Here is an 18,917-nt window from a genome sequence, read left to right as displayed (position 1 = left end):
GGCACTGGGGGAGGCACGACCCTGCCCGCAGGCTGGGTCAGCCGACAGAGCACCCGCGCTGTAGCGGCCTGCAAGGGGCGCGGGGCTGTATCGATGTGCGGCTCCGCCGCGTGGGCGCGACCAGCCCCCACCGGCCCGCAGCCGAAATACCGGTCCCCCAGCGGAGCTACACGTACCGTTCGAGAATCGACGACTCCGCCAGCCTCGACAGGCCCTCCCGGACGCTGCGTGCCCGCGCCTCGCCCACCCCGTCCACGGTCTGCAGATCGTCGACGCTCGCGGCGAGCAGCTTCTGCAGGCCTCCGAAATGCTCCACCAACCGGTCGATGATCGCCCCGGGCAGCCGTGGGACCTTCGCCAGCAGCCGGAAGCCGCGCGGCGACACCGCCGAGTCCAGCGCCTCCGGGGAACCCGTGTAACCCAGCGCCCGCGCCACCGTCGGCATTTCCAGCAGTTCCGCGTGGCTCAGCGCGTCCAGCTCGGAGAGCGCCTCGTCGACCGTGCGGGAGCGTTTGGCCGTGGGCTCGGGGACGTAGTCCCGGACCACCAGCTCGCGCTCGGGCTCGACGCCGGCGATCAGCTCGTCCAGCTGGAGCGCGAGCAGCCGCCCGTCGGTACCCAGTTCGACGACGTATTCGGCGATCTCCGTGGCGATACGGCGGACCATCTCCAGCCGCTGGGCGACGGCTGAGACGTCGCGGACCGTCACCAGGTCCTCGATCTCCAGCGCCGACAACGTTCCCGCGACCTCGTCCAGGCGGAGCTTGTACCGCTCCAGCGTGGCGAGCGCCTGGTTCGCACGGGAGAGGATCGCCGCCGAGTCCTCCAGGACACGGCGCTGCCCGTCGACGTAGAGCGCGATCAGCCGCATCGACTGGGAGACCGAGACCACCGGGAAGCCGACCTGTTTGGAGACCCGGTCCGCCGTGCGGTGCCGGGTGCCGGTCTCCTCCGTCGGGATCGTCGCGTCCGGCACGAACTGGACGCCGGCCCGCAGGATCTTCGACAGGTCGGAGGAGATCACGATGCCGCCGTCGAGCTTGCACAGCTCGCGCAGCCGGGTCGCCGTGAACTCGACATCCAGCACGAAACCGCCCGTGCACATCGTCTCGACCGTCTTGTCGAAGCCGAGGACGATGAGCCCGCCGGTGTTGCCGCGGAGGACCCGCTCCAAGCCGTCGCGCATAGACGTGCCCGGAGCCACGGCGCTCAGCGAGGCGCGCATCAGGCCATCGGAACCGGCACTCCCACCGGACTTTCCGGGAGCCGCTGCCCGGTCGTTGGCTGCCACTGCACTCCTCCGGTCACAGGTTCTGAGGCGCTCCCGCACCCGCACGCGGTTCGTACGGACGGGCGAGACCAGGGCAAAGTCTACCGGCGCTCCTCCGCCTCCCGTGGGGCCTCTCGGCGACGGGAGCGCGGCAGTACCCGCAATGCGTCTCCCATGTCGGCGACTTCCAGGACCTTCATGCCCACCGGGATCTTCCCGGGATCGCCCGGCACGAGCGCGTGCGTGAAGCCCAGGCGATGCGCCTCCGCGAGCCTGCGCTGGACCCCGGTGACCCGTCTGACCTCGCCCGCGAGGCCCACCTCGCCGATGGCGACCAGGTTCTTGGGGAGCGGGGTGTCGCTCGCGGCGGAGGCCAGGGCGAGGGCGATCGCCAGGTCGGCCGCGGGCTCGGAGAGCTTCACTCCGCCCACGGTCGCGGAGTAGATGTCCCGCTTGCCGAGCGCGCTGATCCGCCCGCGCTGCTCCAGCACGGCCAGCATCATCGAGACCCGGGAGGTCTCCAGCCCGGAGGTGGTACGGCGCGGGGAGGGGATCTGGGATTCCACGGTCAGCGCCTGGACCTCGGCGACCAGCGGGCGGCGGCCCTCCAGGGTCACCGTCAGACAGGTACCCGGGACCGGTTCGTCACGTCGTGTCAGGAAAAGTCCGCTTGGGTCGGCTAGGCCCGTGATGCCCTCGTCGTGCAGTTCGAAGCAGCCGACCTCGTCCGTGGTGCCGTAGCGGTTCTTGACGCCCCGGACGAGCCGCAGGCGCGCGTGCCGGTCGCCCTCGAAGTGCAGCACGACGTCCACGAGGTGTTCGAGGAGGCGGGGACCGGCGATCGCGCCGTCCTTGGTGACATGGCCCACCAGGAGCGTCGACATGCCCCGGTCCTTGGAGGCGCGGATGAGTGCCCCGGCCACCTCCCGCACCTGGGCCATGCCGCCGGGCGCGCCGTCGATCTCGGGGGACGCGACCGTCTGCACGGAGTCCAGGATCAGCAGCGACGGCTTCACCGCGTCCAAGTGGCCGAGGACGGCGGCCAGATCGGTCTCGGCGGCGAGATAGAGGTGGTCGTCGATGGCGCCGATGCGGTCGGCGCGCAGCCGGACCTGGCTCGCGGACTCCTCGCCGGTGACATAGAGCGTGCGGTGCTGGTCGCTGGCCGCCTTGGCCGCCACGTCGAGCAGGAGGGTGGACTTGCCGACGCCGGGCTCGCCGGCCAGCAGGACGACCGCGCCGGGGACCAGGCCGCCGCCGAGCACCCGGTCCAGTTCGGGCACGCCGGTCGTCCGCGCGGTGGCCTGGCGGCCGTCGACCTCGCCGATGGGCACCGCGGAGGTGGTGACCCGGCCGGGTGCCGTCGTACGGACCGCGGGCGTGCCGTACTCCTCGACCGTCCCCCAGGCCTGGCACTCGGGGCAGCGGCCGAGCCACTTGGCCGTCTGCCAGCCGCACTCGGTGCAGCGGTACGACGGACGGTCTTTCGCGGTCTTGGTACGGGCAGCCATGCGGAAACCGTAGCCCCCGCCACTGACAGCGGGGCCACGGTGGCACCCGTGACGGACGTCGACCGATGTGAGGGGAGGGGCCCGGGCCGTGCTCCGTCGGGAACGAGCCACGGAATATCGGGTTCCTGTCCCCTTATGAGGGATCGTTTCACCCGTACGGATTAAAAGTGCTCAAGGCGCGAGAAGGGACGTTACGCCGCCGCCTACGGTCGCACGGGTGATGAGCAGCAGCCCGGAAACCTCGACCCGCATGACCGGCGCGCACCGGGCGCACCGGGGGGCCCGCGCGGTGCGCGACCGTACGGCGGCGCGCGCGCTGGCGCAGTGGCCGTCGGCGCGTTACGAGCCGTACCTGGACGGGCTGTTCACGTACTGCCTCTCCGTGTTGTGCGACCACGAGGCGGCCACCACCGCCCTCGGGGACGTCCTCGCCCTCGCCGAGCGGCGCGGTCAGCGCGTCCCGGACGCCGCCGGGGACCGCCGGGCCTGGCTGTACGCGCTGGCCCGCTGGGCCTGTCTGCGCGGGCTGGCGGAGGCCAAGCAGAAACGTCAGGCCACCCATGCGGCCGGGCGGCACATCGCCCCCGAACCGCTGGTCGCCACCGAGACCGAGGAGCAGCGGCGCCGCGAACTCGCCCTGCTCGCCTGGCCCGAGGCCGCCGGCACCACCCCGGAGCAGCGCGAGGCGCTCGAACTCGCCGTACGCCACCACCTCGCCGCCCACGAGGTCGCCGCCGTCCTCGGCATGGAACTCGCCGGCGCCCGCGAGCTGCTCGCCTCCGCCGCCTGCGAGGTGGAACGCACCCGCGCGGCGCTCGCCGTCGTCGAGACCGGCGGCTGCCCCAGCGTCTCCCACCTCACCGGGGACAGCCAGCTGGTGCTCAGCAGCGCCCTGCGCCGTGAACTGGTCCGGCACGTCGACGACTGCCCGCGCTGCCGCCGTACCGCCGAACGCGCGGCCCCCGGGCGGTGGCCCGGCGCGATCACCACGCCCGCCGAGCTGCCGGTCCTGGAGGCGCCCCGCGCGGCCCTGCACATGGCCATGGCGCACCCCACGCGCGCGCGTGGCGCCGCCGTTCCGCGTTTCGACCGGCGCGGTTTCCCGATGGACCCCAAGGACCGCGCGGCCCGCCGCGACCGGCTACGCGCGCGTGCCGTCACGACGACCGTGGTCGCCACGGTGGTGGCCGCGCCGGTGCTGGCCCTGTGGGCCGCGTATCGGGGCTCGCCGGCGGGGGAGAGCCACGACGGCCCGTCCGCGACCGCGCGCGAGGCCTCCGGGCCCGACGCGCTGGGCGGTGACGAGGCCGGAGGCTACGAGAACGCCGGAAACGCCGGCACCAGACCGGGGCCGCGCATCGGGAAGGACGGCAAGGCCGATGTCTCGGTGGAGGTGGTCAGCGTGGCGGGTGGCGCCCGGACGAAGGCCGGTGCGGGGCACCTCGCGGTGACGGCCGCGAACGACGGCGACACCACGCTGATCACGCTCGCCGCGGCCGGGAACGCGCCGATGCGGTGGTCGGTGTCCACCTCGGCGGGATGGCTGTACTTCTCGCGGTCCTCGGGAACGCTCCGGCCGGGCGAGTCGTTCACGATCAAGGTGTACGTCGATCATCTGCGCGAGCCGGCCGGGCACTGGAGCGCGCGGGTGGCGGTGGCGCCGGCGGGAGCGGTGGTGTCGATCGACGGGTACGGGATGGCTCCGCCGGTGAGGAGGGGGCCGACGCCTCCGGGGCGGCCGACTCCGACGGTGACGGGGTCGGCGTCCACCGAGCCGACGCTGACGGCTTCGCCGAGCGAGCCGACGTCCACGCCGTCGCCGACACCGACGGAATCGGGTACGCCCGGTCCGACGGGGTCGGCTTCGCCGACGGAGAGCGAGAGTGCGGGGGCGTCGGCGAGTCCGTGAGGGCGGGGGCGTTTCGGCGGGTGCGGCGTCGTCGTGGCTGGTCGCGCCCACGCGGCGAAGCCGCATATCGACACAGCCCCGCGCCCCTTGCGGGGCGCTTCGGCGGGGCTCGCTCGACAGGCCTCCCGCGCCACCGTAAAGGCGCCTCAGCTCGCCGGATCCGCCGGATGCGGGGCCAGCAGGGGGAGCTGGGAGGCGAGGCGCTGCTCGCACAGTTCCGCCAGGCGGTCGTAGCCGGCCTTGCCCATCAGTTCGGTCAGTTCCGGGCGGTAGGAGATGTAGACCGGGTCGCCCGCGCCGTGTGCCGAGGTTGCCGACGTGCACCACCAGTGCAGGTCGTGGCCGCCCGGGCCCCAGCCCCTGCGGTCGTACTCGCCGATCGAGACCTGGAGGACGCGCGTGTCGTCGGGGCGGTCGATCCAGTCGTACGTGCGGCGGATCGGCAGCTGCCAGCAGACGTCCGGCTTGGTCTCCAGCGGCTCGCGGCCCTCCCGCAGCGCCAGGATGTGCAGCGAGCAGCCCGCGCCGCCCGCGAAACCGGGACGGTTCTGGAAGATGCACGAGCCGTTGAACGGACGGGTCTGGCGGGAACCCTCGTCGTCCTCCGAGACCCAGCCGTTCCGCGTGCCCTCGTCGTGGTGCTGCCAGATGTCCGGCGTGAGCCTCGACACATGATCGGCGACCCGCTTCTCGTCGTCCTCGTCGGAGAAGTGTGCGCCCAGCGTGCAGCAGCCGTCGTCCGCGCGGCCCGCCTGGATGCCCTGGCAGCCGCTGCCGAAGATGCAGTTCCAGCGGGAGGTCAGCCATGTCAGATCACAGCGGAACACCTGCTCGTCGTCCGCCGGGTCCGGGAACTCCACCCATGCGCGCGCGAAGTCGAGGCCCTTCTCGTCCCCCGCCGGAGGCCGCTGTGACACCTTCGACTTCTTCGGTGGCTTCGCCCGAGAAGAACCGTCGGCGGATTTGGCGCCCTTGTGGTCCTTCGTCTTTTTCGTCTTTGGCACCTGTACAGGGTATGTCGCCCGAGCCGGCTTCGGGGACGGCTCCCACGAGGGGATACCGGCCACCTGGACGAGGGGATACCGGCCACCTGGCAGTAGCGTTCCGTACATGAGACTCGGTGTCCTAGACGTGGGATCCAACACGGTGCATCTGCTGGTGGTGGACGCGCACCCCGGCGCACGCCCGCTGCCCGCGCACTCGCACAAGGCCGAACTGCGCCTTGCCCAACTCCTCGACGGCAACGGCGCGATCGGTCCCGACGGGGTCGAGAAACTGGTCGGTGTCGTCCATGAGGCTCTGCAGGCTGCGGAGGACAAGGGCGTCGAGGATCTGCTGCCGTTCGCCACCTCCGCCGTGCGCGAGGCCAGCAACGCCGATGACGTCCTCGCGCGCGTGAAGGCCGAGACCGGCGTCGAGCTCCAGGTCCTCACCGGCGCCGAGGAGGCCCGGCTGACCTTCCTCGCGGTCCGCCGCTGGTTCGGCTGGTCCGCCGGAAAGCTGCTGGTCCTGGACATCGGGGGCGGCTCCCTCGAGATCGCGTACGGCATCGACGAGGAGCCGGACACGGCCGTCTCGCTGCCGCTCGGCGCGGGTCGCCTCACCGCCGGCTGGCTCCCCGGCGACCCGCCCGCCTCGGAGGACATACGGGCACTTCGCCGTCATGTACGGGCCGAGATCGCGCGTACCGTCCACGAGTTCAGCCGCTTCGGCGCCCCGGACCACGTGGTCGCCACGTCCAAGACCTTCAAGCAACTGGCCCGTCTCGCCGGCGCGGCCCGCTCCGCCGAGGGCCTCTACGTCCAGCGCGAACTCAAGCGCAGCTCCCTGGAGACCTGGGTCCCGAGGCTCGCGGCCATGAACACGGCGCAGCGCGGCGCACTCCCCGGCGTCTCCGAGGGCCGCTCGGGCCAGCTGGTGGCGGGCGCGCTGGTGGCGGAGGCCGCGATGGACCTGTTCGGGGTGGAGACGGTGGAGGTCTGCCCGTGGGCGCTGCGGGAGGGCGTGATCCTGCGGCGACTCGATCACATGGGCTCGGCGTAAGCGCCGCCGCGGGGGGACGGGCGATCCGTGACGGCGGGCAGGCGCCCGGTCCCTCACCCGCGACGCGACGATCGTCACACCGGCGAAGACGCACCCCGCCTCCACCCGACCCCACCCCGTAACCTGTCCCTCGTGGCAAAACCAAGGGACGTCGTCCGCATCCCGGATGCGAAGGTCGCGCTCTCCACGGCCTCCGTCTATCCGGAGTCGACGGCGACGGCCTTCGAGATCGCCGCGCGCCTCGGCTACGACGGTGTCGAGGTCATGGTGTGGACCGACCCGGTCAGCCAGGACATCGAGGCCCTGCGCAGGCTGAGCGACTACCACCGCATCCCGATCCTCGCCGTCCACGCCCCCTGTCTGCTCATCACCCAGCGGGTCTGGTCCACCGACCCCTGGGTCAAGCTCCAGCGGGCCCGGGCCGCCGCCGAGAAGCTGGGCGCGAGCACGGTCGTGGTGCATCCGCCGTTCCGCTGGCAGCGCCAGTACGCCCGCGACTTCGTCGAGGGAATCTGGCGCATGGCGAACGAGACGGACGTCCGGTTCGCGGTGGAGAACATGTACCCCTGGCGCTATCGCGACCGCGAGATGCTGGCGTACGCCCCCGACTGGGACGTCACCAAGGACGACTACCGGCACTTCACGATCGACCTCAGCCATGCCGCGACCTCGCGGACGGACGCCCTCGCCATGTTCGACCGGATGGGCGGCCGGCTCGGCCACGTCCACCTCGCCGACGGCCGCGGCTCCGCCAAGGACGAGCATCTGGTGCCCGGCCGCGGCACCCAGCCCTGCGCCGAGCTCCTGGAGCGGCTGGCGCTCACCGGCTTCGACGGGCATGTCGTCATCGAGGTCAACACCCGGCGCGCGATGTCCGGCGCCGAGCGCGAGGCCGACCTCGCGGAGGCCCTGGCCTTCACCCGCCTGCACCTGGCCTCGGCACTGAGGGTGCCCCGCCGATGACCGGTACCGAAAGCGGCGGCACCGGTACCCGCCGCCGGGGCCGCCCTCCGCGTACCGAGTCGGCCGGCACCCGGGACCGTATCCTCGTCGCCGCCCGCGAGGAGTTCTCCGAACGCGGGTACGACAAGACGTCCGTCCGCGGGATCGCCAAGGCCGCCGGCGTCGACTCGGCCCTCGTCCACCACTACTTCGGCACCAAGGAGCAGGTCTTCGAGGCCGCCATCTCGATCGCCTTCGCCCCCGCGCTGAACGCGCCCGTCGCGATCGCCGACGGCCCGCTGGACGGCGTCGGCGAGCGCCTGACCCGCTTCATCTTCGGCATCTGGGAGAACCCCACCACCCGTACGCCCCTGCTGGCGATCCTCCGCTCGGCCGTGAACAACGACACGGCCGCCGCCGTCTTCCGCCGGCTGATCGCCGCCCAGCTGCTGCGCCGGATCGCCGAGCAGCTGGATCTCCCGGACGGGGAGTTGCGCGCCGAGCTGGCGGCCGCGCAGCTGGTGGGGTGCGCGATGCTGCGGTACGTGATCAAGGTGGAGCCGCTGGCGTCGGCGGATCTGGAGCAGATCGTGGCGCGGGTGGCGCCGGTGGTGCAGGGGCATCTGACCGGGCCGTAGGGCGGGAAACGACGAGACACCTGTCCCGCATTTCGGACACCTCGTCCCGAGGCCTGAGCAACGGGCGTACGCTCGATGACAGCCCTATCTGTCTGAAGGAGCGAGTGACGATGCCCGAGCTGAGGTCCCGCACAGTCACCCACGGTCGTAACATGGCGGGCGCCCGCGCCCTTATGCGCGCCTCCGGTGTACCGGGTGCGGACATCGGCCGTAAGCCGATCATCGCGGTCGCCAACAGCTTCACCGAGTTCGTGCCGGGCCACACCCACCTCCAGCCGGTCGGCCGGATCGTCAGCGAGGCGATCAAGGAGGCGGGCGGCATCCCGCGCGAGTTCAACACGATCGCCGTGGACGACGGCATCGCCATGGGACACGGCGGCATGCTGTACTCCCTCCCGTCCCGCGACCTGATCGCCGACTCGGTCGAGTACATGGTTGAAGCGCACTGCGCCGACGCACTGGTCTGCATCTCCAACTGCGACAAGATCACGCCGGGCATGCTGATGGCCGCGCTGCGGCTCAACATCCCCACGGTCTTCGTCTCCGGCGGCCCCATGGAGGCCGGCCGCGCGACCCTCGTCGACGGCACGGTCCGCACCCTCGACCTGATCGACGCGATGGTCGACGCGGCCAACGAGAACGTCTCCGACGAGGACGTCCTCAAGATCGAGGAGAACGCCTGTCCGACCTGCGGCTCCTGCTCGGGCATGTTCACCGCCAACTCGATGAACTGCCTGACCGAGGCCATCGGTCTCTCCCTCCCCGGCAACGGCTCGGTCCTGGCCACCCACACGGCCCGTAAACAGCTGTACGTCGACGCGGCCCGCACGGTCATGGACCTCACCCGCCGCTACTACGAGCAGGACGACGACACGGTCCTGCCCCTCAACATCGCGACCTTCGCCGCGTTCGAGAACGCGATGGCCCTGGACATCGCGATGGGCGGCTCCACCAACACGATCCTGCACCTGCTGGCCGCCGCCCAGGAGGCGGGTGTCCCGTTCGGCCTGGAGGAGATCAACGAGGTCTCGAGCCGGGTGCCCTGCCTCGCCAAGGTCGCGCCGAACGTCGCGAAGACCCGCACGTACTACATGGAGGACGTGCACCGGGCCGGCGGTATCCCCGCGCTCCTCGGCGAACTGCACCGCGGCGGTCTCCTCAACGAGGACGTCCACTCCGTGCACAGCCCGTCCCTGGCGGACTGGCTGAAGACCTGGGACGTGCGCGGCGGCTCCCCGTCCCCCGAGGCCGTGGAACTGTGGCACGCCGCCCCGGGCTGCGTCCGCTCCTCCGAGGCCTTCTCCCAGTCCGAGCGCTGGGAGGCCCTGGACGAGGACGCGGCGGAGGGCTGCATCCACAGCGTCGAGCACGCGTACTCCAAGGACGGCGGCCTCGCGGTCCTCAAGGGCAACCTCGCCGTCGACGGCTGCGTGGTGAAGACGGCCGGCGTCGACGAGTCGATCTGGACCTTCGAGGGCCCGGCGGTCGTCTGCGAGTCGCAGGAAGAAGCCGTCGAGAAGATCCTCAACAAGCAGGTCACGCACGGCGACGTGGTCGTCATCCGCTACGAGGGCCCCAAGGGCGGCCCTGGCATGCAGGAAATGCTCTACCCGACGTCCTTCCTCAAGGGCCGCGGCCTCGGCAAGACCTGCGCGCTGATCACGGACGGCCGTTTCTCCGGCGGCACGTCGGGCCTGTCGATCGGGCACGCCTCCCCGGAGGCGGCCTCGGGCGGCACCATCGCCCTCGTCGAGAACGGCGACCGCATCCGCATCGACATCCCGAACCGCACGATCGAACTCCTCGTCGACGACGCCGAGCTGGCCCGTCGCGAGCAGGCCCTGAACGGCGTGTTCGCCCCGAAGAACCGCGAACGCAAGGTCTCCGCGGCCCTGCGGGCCTACGCGGCGATGGCCACCAGCGCCGACAAGGGCGCGGTGCGTGATGTGAGCAAGCTCGGCTGACGCCGGGCATGGGACACATGCGACAGGGGGCGCCTCCAACCAGGGGGGCGCCCCCTTCCGTCGTGTGTCATCACCAACCGGCGGGATCCTCCGCGTCCACGGCGAAGACGGTGCCGTCGGGGGCGGTGGCGTAGACGTGGGTGTCGAGGATCAGGGGAGCGGGCAGCGCGGCGGTGACCTGGTCGGCGTTGGCGCCCAGACGCGCCGGAGTCTGGCCGACGAGGGTTCCCTTGCGAGCGTCGACGGCGAGCAGACGCCCGTCGGCCGCCGTGAAGTAGACGTACCGGTCGTCGGCCGCGGGCGCCGAGCCCCGGCTCACCGAGGTCTGGAGCGCCCAGAGCCGTTTGCGGCTCTCCAGGTCCACGGCCTCCAGCGAGCCACCGGCGGACAGCAGATAGACGACGTCGCCGCGCACGGCGGCACCCGGCGCCAACCGGGGAACGGGCAGGGGCACCCGGCGGGCCGCCTTCGCCTCCGGCTTGTAGCGCACGACCGCGTTCGTCGCGCCGGAGGAAGTGTTCACGGACAGCAGGAAAAGGGACCCGTCCGCGCTGCCGACCGGCCTGAGATCCCCGGCGAGCCGGGCTTCCCAGCGTCTGGCGCCGGTGTCCGGGTCCAGCGCGGTGACCAGGGTGTGCGTTCCGTCGGCGGAGGTACTGCTCGCGTACGCCCATGGATCTCCGGCGAACGAACTCAGGGACGGGGTGCCGCTGCCGGAGACAGGCAGGCTCCACCTGGTGTCGCCGGACTTGCTGTCGAGACCGGTGATCACCCCGTTGGCCCCGAGGACCAGCAGCATGCTCTGGGTGATCTCCATGCCCCGGACCGCGGGCAGGTCCTGCTTCCAGCGCGACGAACCCGAAGCGGGGTCCAGCGCCTCCACCCGTCGGCCGCCGTCTGTCGGCACCAGCAGGAGCCCGCCCGACAGGGAGGGCGAGCCGCTGGTTCGTTCGTCCGCGACCCTGTGCCGCCAGAGCAGACGGCCGTCCACGGGAGCGAGGGCGAAGGCCAGCCTCGACCGCATGCACAGCAGTTTCCCTGCTCCGCCGACGCATTGAGGCATCCCCGAGCCGTCCTTGGCCGCTGCCGCCGACTGCCAGGCTTCGAACGTGTCGGTGGAACCGCGCACCGTGCCGCCGACAGGGGCCGCACCGTCGTCCCCCGACCAGAGCGCCGAGACGAGCACACCGCCCAGGACCAGGACAGCCGTCCCGGCGGCGACGGCCATACGCCGTCTCGCCGCCTTGCGTGCCTTCCTCTCCGGAACGGCGGCCGGTGCCTCCTCCTCGGGCGGGGCCTCGTGGTCGTCCTTGATCCGCTGCGCCGGTATGAACGCCTGGGTGTCGTACGACGCTGACAACGACCGCAGTTCCCGCATCATTTCGTCAGGCGTCGGCCGGTCCTCGGGCTCCTTGGCGAGACAGCGCAGCACCAGCGGAGCCAACTCCTCCGGCATGCCGGCGAGGTCGGGCTCGTCATGGACGACCTGGTAGGCGACGACGTAAGGGCTGTCGGAGTCGAACGGCCCCCGCCCGGTCGCCGCGTGCACAAGCACCGACCCGAGCGCGAAGATGTCCGCGGCCGGCCCGACCTCACGCGGCCGCCGGAACTGCTCCGGTGCCATGAAAGGCGGCGTACCGATCAACTTGCCGGTCTCGGTCCGCAGTTCGCTGTCCTTCGGCCGGGAAATGCCGAAGTCGATGACCTTCGGACCGTCCTCGGCGAGCAGCACGTTGCTCGGCTTGAGATCCCGGTGCACGACCCCGACCCGGTGAATGTCGCGCAGCGCCTCCGCGAGCCCGGCCATCAGCCGGCGCAACTGGGCAGGGGACATGGGCCCGTTCCGCTTCACCTGCTCGGAGAGGGTCGGGCCGGGGATGAAGAGCGTGGCCATCCAAGGCCGTTCGGCCTCGGGATCGGCGTCCACGACGGGCGCGGTGAAGGCCCCACTGACCTTCCGCGCGGCGGCCACCTCCTGCCGGAAACGGCCCCTGAACTCACGGTCCTTGGCGAATTCGGCGTGCACGATCTTCACGGCGAGTTTCAGCCCCGAGGTGCTGCGGGCGAGGTGCACCACGCCCATGCCGCCCGAACCCAGGCAGGATTCCAGGCGGTAGTGCCCGGCGTACTCGGGAAGTTCCGCTTCCGCGCCCGCTCCGGTGTTGCGCTGTGGCGTCATGGGATCACCCCCGTGCTGTTCCTCGCGGCGCGCGACGCACGGAGCCTAGTCGATGACGCGTGCGATACAGAGGCGGCTTGCTAGCCTCCGCGTGCGAGTTGCGCACATGTGTTTCGTGGCTCGCTTCCGGGGAATCAACGGGACTCCATGACACTCATGGGTCCGGTGGGGGGAGCTACACATGTCTGTCGACCAAGTGCAGGAAGCCGAGAGCAGCGGCGAGGACGAGGCCGTCGCGACGCTGGCGGCATCATCCGTGAAGACGTACGCGGTCGCCCCCGGCGTCCGCCTCAACGTCCGCAGCGGCCCGGGCACCAACTACAACATCACGCGGACCCTCCCCGAGGGCACCCGCGTCCCGATCTTCTGCCAGACACCCGGCACGACGGTGTCCGGCTACTACGGCACTTCCAAGATCTGGGACAACATCGACAACGGCGAATACATCTCGGACGCCTACGTCAACACAGGCAGCGACGGCTACGTGGCCGACCGCTGCGCCTGACCGGTCACCCCGACCCGGAGCCCGCGGCCCTCGGCGCCATAATCGTCCCGTGAGCGACGAACCAGGCACCCCGGACACACCCGCGGGCTCCACCGGCGGACCCCGCCCCGAGCCCCTCCGTTTCTTCGGCACGTCCTGGGTCAACCACGACGACGGCTACACCGTCCGTCGCATCGGCGTGGCCGTGGGCTCGCTCGCCGCCGCCGTCGTCTCCTGCCTGGTCCTCCGCCTCGCCTACGAAGGCGTCCAGCTCGCCGACACCGGCGCCTTCGTGACCGCTCTCGTCGTCGCGATGTTCGCCATCTGCAGCGCCCTGGCCTTCCGAAACACCTGGGAGTCCTTCGGTAAGCGCCCCGACCCCGAACGCCAGGCCGCCCTGCGCGGCCTCCTCGCCATCGGTTTCGTCGGCTCCCTCCTCGCCTACTTCTTCCGCTCCCTGACGGAAGCCCCCGGCGAGAGACTCCACCGTGCCGAGTACGAGACCGCCGTCCAGGAACACGAACGCAGCACGACGCGCCGCTCGGGCAACCCGTCGAAGAAGAAGCGGAAACGCTGAGACCGTCCGGCAGGGCGCCGGGCGTCTCCCCCCGCCTGCCGATATCCCCTGTCGCCCCCCGCCCCGCCCCCGGGACCATGGCCGTATGACCACAAGCCAGTCGCACCCCTCGAACCCCGCTCCTTCCTCCCACGCGACCCGCGCCCACTCCTTCAACGCCGCCGCGGCCCAGTACGCCGCGAACCGCCCCTCCTACCCGCCGGCTCTCCTCGACGCCGTCGAAGAGGAGGCCGGCCGCTCCCTCGCCGACGCCCGGGTGGTCGACGTCGGCGCGGGTACCGGCATCGCGACCGCTCTCCTGCACGCGCGCGGCGCCGACGTGGTCGCGGTGGAGCCGGGAGAGGGCATGGCGGCGCAGTTCCAGGCCACACTCCCCGGCGTCCCGGTCGTCCGCGGCAACGGCAACGCCCTTCCGCTCGCCGACGACACCGCCGACTTCCTCACCTACGCCCAGGCCTGGCACTGGACCGACCCGGCCCACTCCGTGCCGGAGGCACTCCGCGTACTGCGCCCCGGCGGCGCGCTGGCGCTGTGGTGGAACACCGACGCCCGGGACATCGACTGGATCGTCCGGCAGAGCGACCGGATGAGCCGCTTCTTCGGCGAGGACGTCGCCACCGTGAAGCGCAAGCCGGCAGACCGCACGGATCTCGCAGACCCCAGCGGCCGCCTCCGCTTCACCCGCCGCGAGGTTCGCTGGAGCCGCCGCGTCCCCCTCGACACCCACCTCGCCAACATCGGCAGCCACTCGGCATTCCTGGTCACTCCCATGGACCGCCGCACCGCCTTCCTCACCGAGGAGCGCACCCACCTTTTGAAGACCTTCCCGGAAGGGATCGTCGAGGAGACGTACGACGTCCTCCTCCTCGTCGCCCTCAACACCTGAGCGATACGCCCACACCAGCCCGCCGACCCGGTGCAGCCGCGGGGGTCGGTGGCGGCTCAGCCGTGTCCCCCCGGCGGACCCGGCCGGACTCAGCGGGCGGACCCGCCTCGGACGTATCCCGCGATCGCGATCAACGGACGCGACAGGCGTACCCCCCCGCCCACCTGCCGGGATCCCACCCGGTCAGCGGAACACCGGCGAGGACGACTTGCCGTCCGGCACGCACCGGACTTCCGGCGCCCGCACCGGACTTCCGGCGCCCTCGCCCGGCGCCCGGCGCCCGCGCCCGGCGCCCGGCGCTCGGCCACGACAGTTCCAGCGGTGCTCCCCTCCCGCGCTCCCCTTGACGCGCCTTGCCACGCCGAGGATTATTCATCACATGGTGAATTACTCGCCGGAGCCGACCGAGGCCCCCGGCAACTCAGCCCTGCCCCCTGCCGTCCAAGCCGCCGGACTCACTGCCGTCCGCGGCCCCCGCACCGTTCTGCGCGGTCTCGACTTCACCGTCGCCCGCGGCCAGATCACCGGCCTCCTCGGACCCTCCGGCTGCGGCAAGTCGACCCTGATGCGCGCCATCGTCGGCAGCCAGGCCAAGGTCACCGGCACCCTCAACGTCCTCGGCCGCCCCGCCGGCCACCCCACCCTCCGTACCCGCATCGGCTACGTCACCCAAGCCCCCTCCGTCTACGACGACCTGACCATCCGCCAGAACCTCGACTACTTCGGGTCGATCCTCGACCCCACCCGCCCGGCCCCCGACCGCCGAGCCGACGTCGAGCGCGTCCTCGGCGAAGTCGACCTCACCAGCCACGCAGACTCCCTCGCCGCTAACCTCTCCGGCGGTCAGCGCAGCCGCGTCTCCCTCGCCGTCGCCCTGCTCGGCACCCCCGAACTCCTCGTCCTCGACGAACCCACCGTCGGCCTCGACCCCGTCCTGCGTCGCGACCTCTGGCAGCTCTTCCACTCCATCACCGCCACCCGCGGCGCCACCCTCCTCATCTCCTCCCACGTCATGGACGAGGCCGAGCGCTGCCACCGCCTCCTCCTCATGCGCGAGGGCGAGATCCTCGCTGGGGGCACCTCCCGGCCGGAGGCTGGGGGAGACACCCCCGAGGCCCTCCGCACCCGCACCGGCTCCGACACGGTCGAGGCTGCCTTCCTCCACCTCGTCGACGAAGCGGCGGCCCATTCCAAGTCCCGCACGAAGGAAAACGCACGATGACCACTCAGACGGCCACTACCCGGACGGCGGCCACCGCGACCGCACCCGTCAGCGTCCTGAACCTCTCCCGCACCACGGCCACCGCGGCCCGCGTCCTGCGCCAGCTCCGGCACGACCCCCGCACGATCGCGCTGCTGCTCGTCATCCCCTGCCTGATGCTGGTCCTGCTCCGCTACGTCTTCGACGGCAGCCCGCACACCTTCGACAACATCGGCGCCTCACTCCTCGGCATCTTCCCGCTCATCACGATGTTCCTGGTGACCTCCATCGCCACCCTCCGCGAACGCACCTCCGGCACCCTCGAACGCCTCCTCGCCATGCCGCTGGGCAAAGCCGACCTCATCGCCGGCTACGCGCTCGCCTTCGGCATCCTCGCGATCATCCAGTCGGCCCTCGCCACCGGCCTTGCCGTCTGGTTCCTGGGCCTCGACGTCACCGGCTCCCCCTGGCTCCTGCTCCTGGTCGCCCTGCTCGACGCCCTGCTCGGCACAGCCCTCGGACTCTTCGTCTCGGCCTTCGCGGCCTCGGAATTCCAGGCGGTCCAGTTCATGCCCGCGGTGATCTTTCCCCAGCTCCTCCTCTGCGGCCTCTTCACCCCCCGCTCCGAGATGCACCCCGCTCTCGAAGCCCTCTCCGACGTCCTCCCCATGTCCTATGCCGTAGACGGCATGAACGAAGTCCTCCACCACACCGACATGACCGCCACCTTCCTCAGGGACATCCTGATCGTCGCCGGCTGCGCCCTGCTCGTACTCACCCTGGGAGCGGCCACCCTGAGGCGACGGACGGCATAGCCACCGACCACGTCCGCCCAGCGGACAACCGCCCCCCGCCTCCCACCCGCGGTGCCAGACTGAACCGTATGAGTCAGAAAGTCGCAGTCCTCGGTACCGGCAAGATCGGCGAAGCCCTGCTCAGCGGAATGATCCGGGCCGGCTGGGCACCCGCCGACCTCCTGGTCACCGCTCGCCGCCCGGAACGGGCCGAAGAACTCCGCGCCCGCCACGGAGTCACCCCGGTCACCAACCCCGAGGCAGCGAAGACCGCCGACACCCTGATCCTCACGGTCAAGCCGCAGGACATGGGCACCCTCCTCGACGAACTCGCCCCGCACATCCCCGCCGACCGCCTCGTCATCAGCGGTGCGGCGGGCATCCCCACCTCCTTCTTCGAGGAGCGCCTCGCCACCGGCACCCCGGTCGTCCGTGTCATGACGAACACCCCCGCCCTCGTCGACGAGGCGATGTCCGTCATCTCCGCCGGCAGCCACGCCACCGCCGCCCACCTCGCCACCGCCGAGGAGATCTTCGGCGCCGTCGGCAAGACCCTCCAGGTCCCCGAGTCCCAGCAGGACGCCTGCACCGCCCTCTCCGGCTCGGGCCCGGCGTACTTCTTCTACCTGGTCGAGGCCATGACCGACGCCGGCATCCTGCTCGGCCTGCCCCGCGACAAGGCCCACGACCTCATCGTCCAGTCCGCGATCGGCGCCGCCGTGATGCTCCGCGACAGCGGCGAACACCCCGTCAAGCTCCGCGAGAACGTCACCTCCCCCGCCGGCACGACCATCAACGCCATCCGCGAACTGGAGAACCACGGCGTACGGGCGGCCCTCATCGCCGCGCTCGAAGCCGCCCGCGACCGCAGCCGCCAACTCGCCTCCGGCAAGAAGGACTGAGAAGGACAGGACTGAGAGGGACAGGACTGAGAGGGACTGAACCCCGCGCCTATCGGGCCGCGTTCAACGCGGGTTCCGTCGCAGGGGCCCCCGAGAAGGCGCCGGGCGGCAACAGCCCGATCGCCCGATAGGCGCTATCGACAATCGGCCGGGCGATCGCCCGAGCCTTCTCCGCTCCATGCCGCAGCACCTCCTCCACATATCCCGGGTCGACACACAACTCCCTGTGCCTGGCCTGCACGGGACCGAGCACGTCCAGCACCGCCTCCGCGGTGGCCTGCTTCAGAGCGCCGTACGAATCGTGAACGGTTGCCAGTGACTCAGGGTTCCCGCCCGTGCACGCAGCGAGAATCTCCAGCAGGTTCGCGACCCCGGGTTGCTCCTCCCGGTCGTAGACGATCTCCCGCCCGCTGTCCGTCACGGCCCGCATGATCTTCTTCCGGATCACCTCGGGTTCGTCGAGCAGATAGACGATGCCCGCCCCGGAGTCGTCGCTCTTCCCCATCTTCGACGTCGGGTCCTGCAGATTCATCACCCGCGCGGCCACTTTCGGCACGGTCGCCTTCGGCACCACGAACGTGTGCCCGTACCGCTGGTTGAACCGCACCGCCAGATCCCGGGTCAACTCCACGTGCTGGGCCTGATCGTCCCCGACCGGCACCTCGTCCGCCCCGTACGCCAGGATGTCCGCGGCCATCAGCGCCGGATACGTCAGCAAGGACAGCCGCACACCGCGCCCGCGCACCGCCTCGCTCGCGACCTTCTCCTTGTACTGGATCATGCGCCGCATCTCCCCATCGGTCGCCACGCACTCCATGAGGTACGACAGCCGGGTGTGCTCGTCGACGTGACTCTGTACGAACACGGTGCACAGCTCCGGATCCAGCCCGGCCGCCAGCAACAGGGTCGCCGCCTGCCGGGTGAGCCGGCGCAGCCGGGCCGGATCGTGGTCCACGGTCATCCCGTGCAGATCGACGATGCAGAACAAGGAGTCGGCCTGGTGCTGATCCACGGCAGCCCACTGCCGCATGGCCCCCAGGTAGTTCCCCAGCGTCAGGTGTCCGGTCGGCTTGATCCCGCTGAAGACCCGTGTCATTCCCTCTTTACCTCCTGGTCGGAGCCGCCGTCCCGAGCGGCCGGCCCTCAGAGGTTCTGGAGGGAGATACACGAACGGCCGCCGAAGCGGCGGCCGTTGAATGCGTACGTGAGCGCGGCCGCCGTCAGGCGGCCCACCACTGCTGGGTGCACGTACGCGTAGTCATGGCGTCCACCATACGCGCAGCGGGGCCGCCTCGCCGCGAGTTGACACACCCCAACCGGCTACGTACTGTTCTCCGAGTTGTCCGACGTGAGCGCCGACTCCGGTCGGTCCCCGGGCAACCATTCCGCAGGTACCTACCAGCAGTCGACGATCCGTCGTCGCTTTGCTTCGGCGTGCGTATGTGCGAAATGAAGGAATCCACGTTCGAAAGGACGCAGGCCCCGATTAGCTCGGAGGCCGGGAATCCGCTAAAGTCTCACTCGTCGGAACGGCCCAACAGCCGGGAAGACAACCCCCGCTGACTGGGAATCAGACGCCGAAAGGATCTGATAGAGTCGGAATCGCCGGAAAGGGAA

General features: G+C 71.1%; 16 protein-coding genes. 11 read left to right on the top strand and 5 right to left on the bottom strand.

All coding sequences use genetic code 11. From position 1 onward, the window contains the following. Positions 1-166: 166 nt before the first annotated feature. Both disA and radA read right to left on the bottom strand, forming a co-directional pair. Positions 167-1,291 (bottom strand): DNA integrity scanning diadenylate cyclase DisA, encoded by a 1,125-nt coding sequence (gene disA, locus AB0N16_RS24505; protein ID WP_365800070.1) that lies wholly within the window; start codon positions 1,289-1,291, stop codon positions 167-169. 80 nt (positions 1,292-1,371) lie between these two features. Beyond that, on the bottom strand, positions 1,372-2,781 hold the full coding sequence (gene radA / locus AB0N16_RS24500; RefSeq protein ID WP_365800068.1) for a DNA repair protein RadA: 1,410 nt from the start codon (positions 2,779-2,781) through the stop codon (positions 1,372-1,374). Between the two features lie 217 nt (positions 2,782-2,998). Between radA and AB0N16_RS24495 the strand changes: the two genes are divergently transcribed. Continuing rightward, positions 2,999-4,690 carry a hypothetical protein gene (locus AB0N16_RS24495; RefSeq protein WP_365800066.1) on the top strand — a complete coding sequence of 564 codons (1,692 nt, stop codon included), beginning with the start codon at positions 2,999-3,001 and terminating at the stop codon, positions 4,688-4,690. 146 nt (positions 4,691-4,836) lie between these two features. On the opposite strand, the gene AB0N16_RS24490 is transcribed toward AB0N16_RS24495, so the two are convergent. Beyond that, entirely contained in the window at positions 4,837-5,694 is an 858-nt protein-coding gene (locus tag AB0N16_RS24490; RefSeq protein WP_365800064.1) for a hypothetical protein, read from the bottom strand. Between the two features lie 106 nt (positions 5,695-5,800). Between AB0N16_RS24490 and AB0N16_RS24485 the strand changes: the two genes are divergently transcribed. From AB0N16_RS24485 to ilvD, 4 genes are all read left to right on the top strand, one after another. Continuing rightward, complete coding sequence (locus AB0N16_RS24485) at positions 5,801-6,733, top strand: Ppx/GppA phosphatase family protein (protein WP_365800062.1); 933 nt, start codon at positions 5,801-5,803, stop codon at positions 6,731-6,733. 132 nt (positions 6,734-6,865) lie between these two features. Continuing rightward, positions 6,866-7,696, top strand: coding sequence for a sugar phosphate isomerase/epimerase (locus AB0N16_RS24480; RefSeq protein ID WP_365800060.1), 831 nt, complete (start codon positions 6,866-6,868; stop codon positions 7,694-7,696). After that, positions 7,693-8,313, top strand: a complete 621-nt coding sequence (locus tag AB0N16_RS24475) for a TetR family transcriptional regulator (RefSeq protein ID WP_365800058.1) — start codon at positions 7,693-7,695, stop codon at positions 8,311-8,313. Before AB0N16_RS24480 ends, AB0N16_RS24475 begins: the two co-directional genes overlap by 4 nt. A 110-nt stretch (positions 8,314-8,423) precedes the next feature. Beyond that, a complete protein-coding gene (gene ilvD / locus AB0N16_RS24470; protein ID WP_365800056.1) occupies positions 8,424-10,277 on the top strand; it encodes a dihydroxy-acid dehydratase in 1,854 nt (617 codons plus the stop codon). A gap of 70 nt (positions 10,278-10,347) precedes the next feature. Here ilvD and AB0N16_RS24465 read toward each other — a convergent pair whose 3' ends face one another. Then, complete coding sequence (locus AB0N16_RS24465; protein WP_365800054.1) at positions 10,348-12,456, bottom strand: serine/threonine-protein kinase; 2,109 nt, start codon at positions 12,454-12,456, stop codon at positions 10,348-10,350. A 181-nt stretch (positions 12,457-12,637) separates the two neighbouring features. Here AB0N16_RS24465 and AB0N16_RS24460 point away from each other — a divergent pair, with 181 nt between their 5' ends. From AB0N16_RS24460 to proC, 6 genes are all read left to right on the top strand, one after another. After that, a complete protein-coding gene (locus tag AB0N16_RS24460; protein ID WP_365800052.1) occupies positions 12,638-12,961 on the top strand; it encodes an SH3 domain-containing protein in 324 nt (107 codons plus the stop codon). 49 nt (positions 12,962-13,010) lie between these two features. After that, positions 13,011-13,517 (top strand): EamA/RhaT family transporter, encoded by a 507-nt coding sequence (locus AB0N16_RS24455; RefSeq protein ID WP_365800050.1) that lies wholly within the window; start codon positions 13,011-13,013, stop codon positions 13,515-13,517. An 85-nt stretch (positions 13,518-13,602) separates the two neighbouring features. After that, positions 13,603-14,403, top strand: coding sequence for a class I SAM-dependent methyltransferase (locus AB0N16_RS24450; RefSeq protein WP_365800048.1), 801 nt, complete (start codon positions 13,603-13,605; stop codon positions 14,401-14,403). A 379-nt stretch (positions 14,404-14,782) separates the two neighbouring features. Continuing rightward, entirely contained in the window at positions 14,783-15,625 is an 843-nt protein-coding gene (locus AB0N16_RS24445; protein ID WP_365800046.1) for an ABC transporter ATP-binding protein, read from the top strand. Further along, complete coding sequence (locus AB0N16_RS24440) at positions 15,622-16,419, top strand: ABC transporter permease (protein WP_365800044.1); 798 nt, start codon at positions 15,622-15,624, stop codon at positions 16,417-16,419. The genes AB0N16_RS24445 and AB0N16_RS24440 overlap by 4 nt, the downstream gene beginning before the upstream one ends. A 68-nt stretch (positions 16,420-16,487) precedes the next feature. After that, positions 16,488-17,300 (top strand): pyrroline-5-carboxylate reductase, encoded by an 813-nt coding sequence (proC, locus tag AB0N16_RS24435; RefSeq protein ID WP_362576048.1) that lies wholly within the window; start codon positions 16,488-16,490, stop codon positions 17,298-17,300. 49 nt (positions 17,301-17,349) lie between these two features. Here the strand turns inward: proC and trpS are convergent, their stop codons facing one another. Then, positions 17,350-18,396, bottom strand: coding sequence for a tryptophan--tRNA ligase (trpS, locus tag AB0N16_RS24430; protein ID WP_365800042.1), 1,047 nt, complete (start codon positions 18,394-18,396; stop codon positions 17,350-17,352). Between the last annotated feature and the right edge of the window lie 521 nt (positions 18,397-18,917).

Source organism: Streptomyces sp. NPDC051105 (assembly GCF_040682795.1).
In the GTDB taxonomy this organism is placed as follows: domain Bacteria; phylum Actinomycetota; class Actinomycetes; order Streptomycetales; family Streptomycetaceae; genus Streptomyces.
This window is presented reverse-complemented; position numbering and strand designations above follow the sequence as displayed.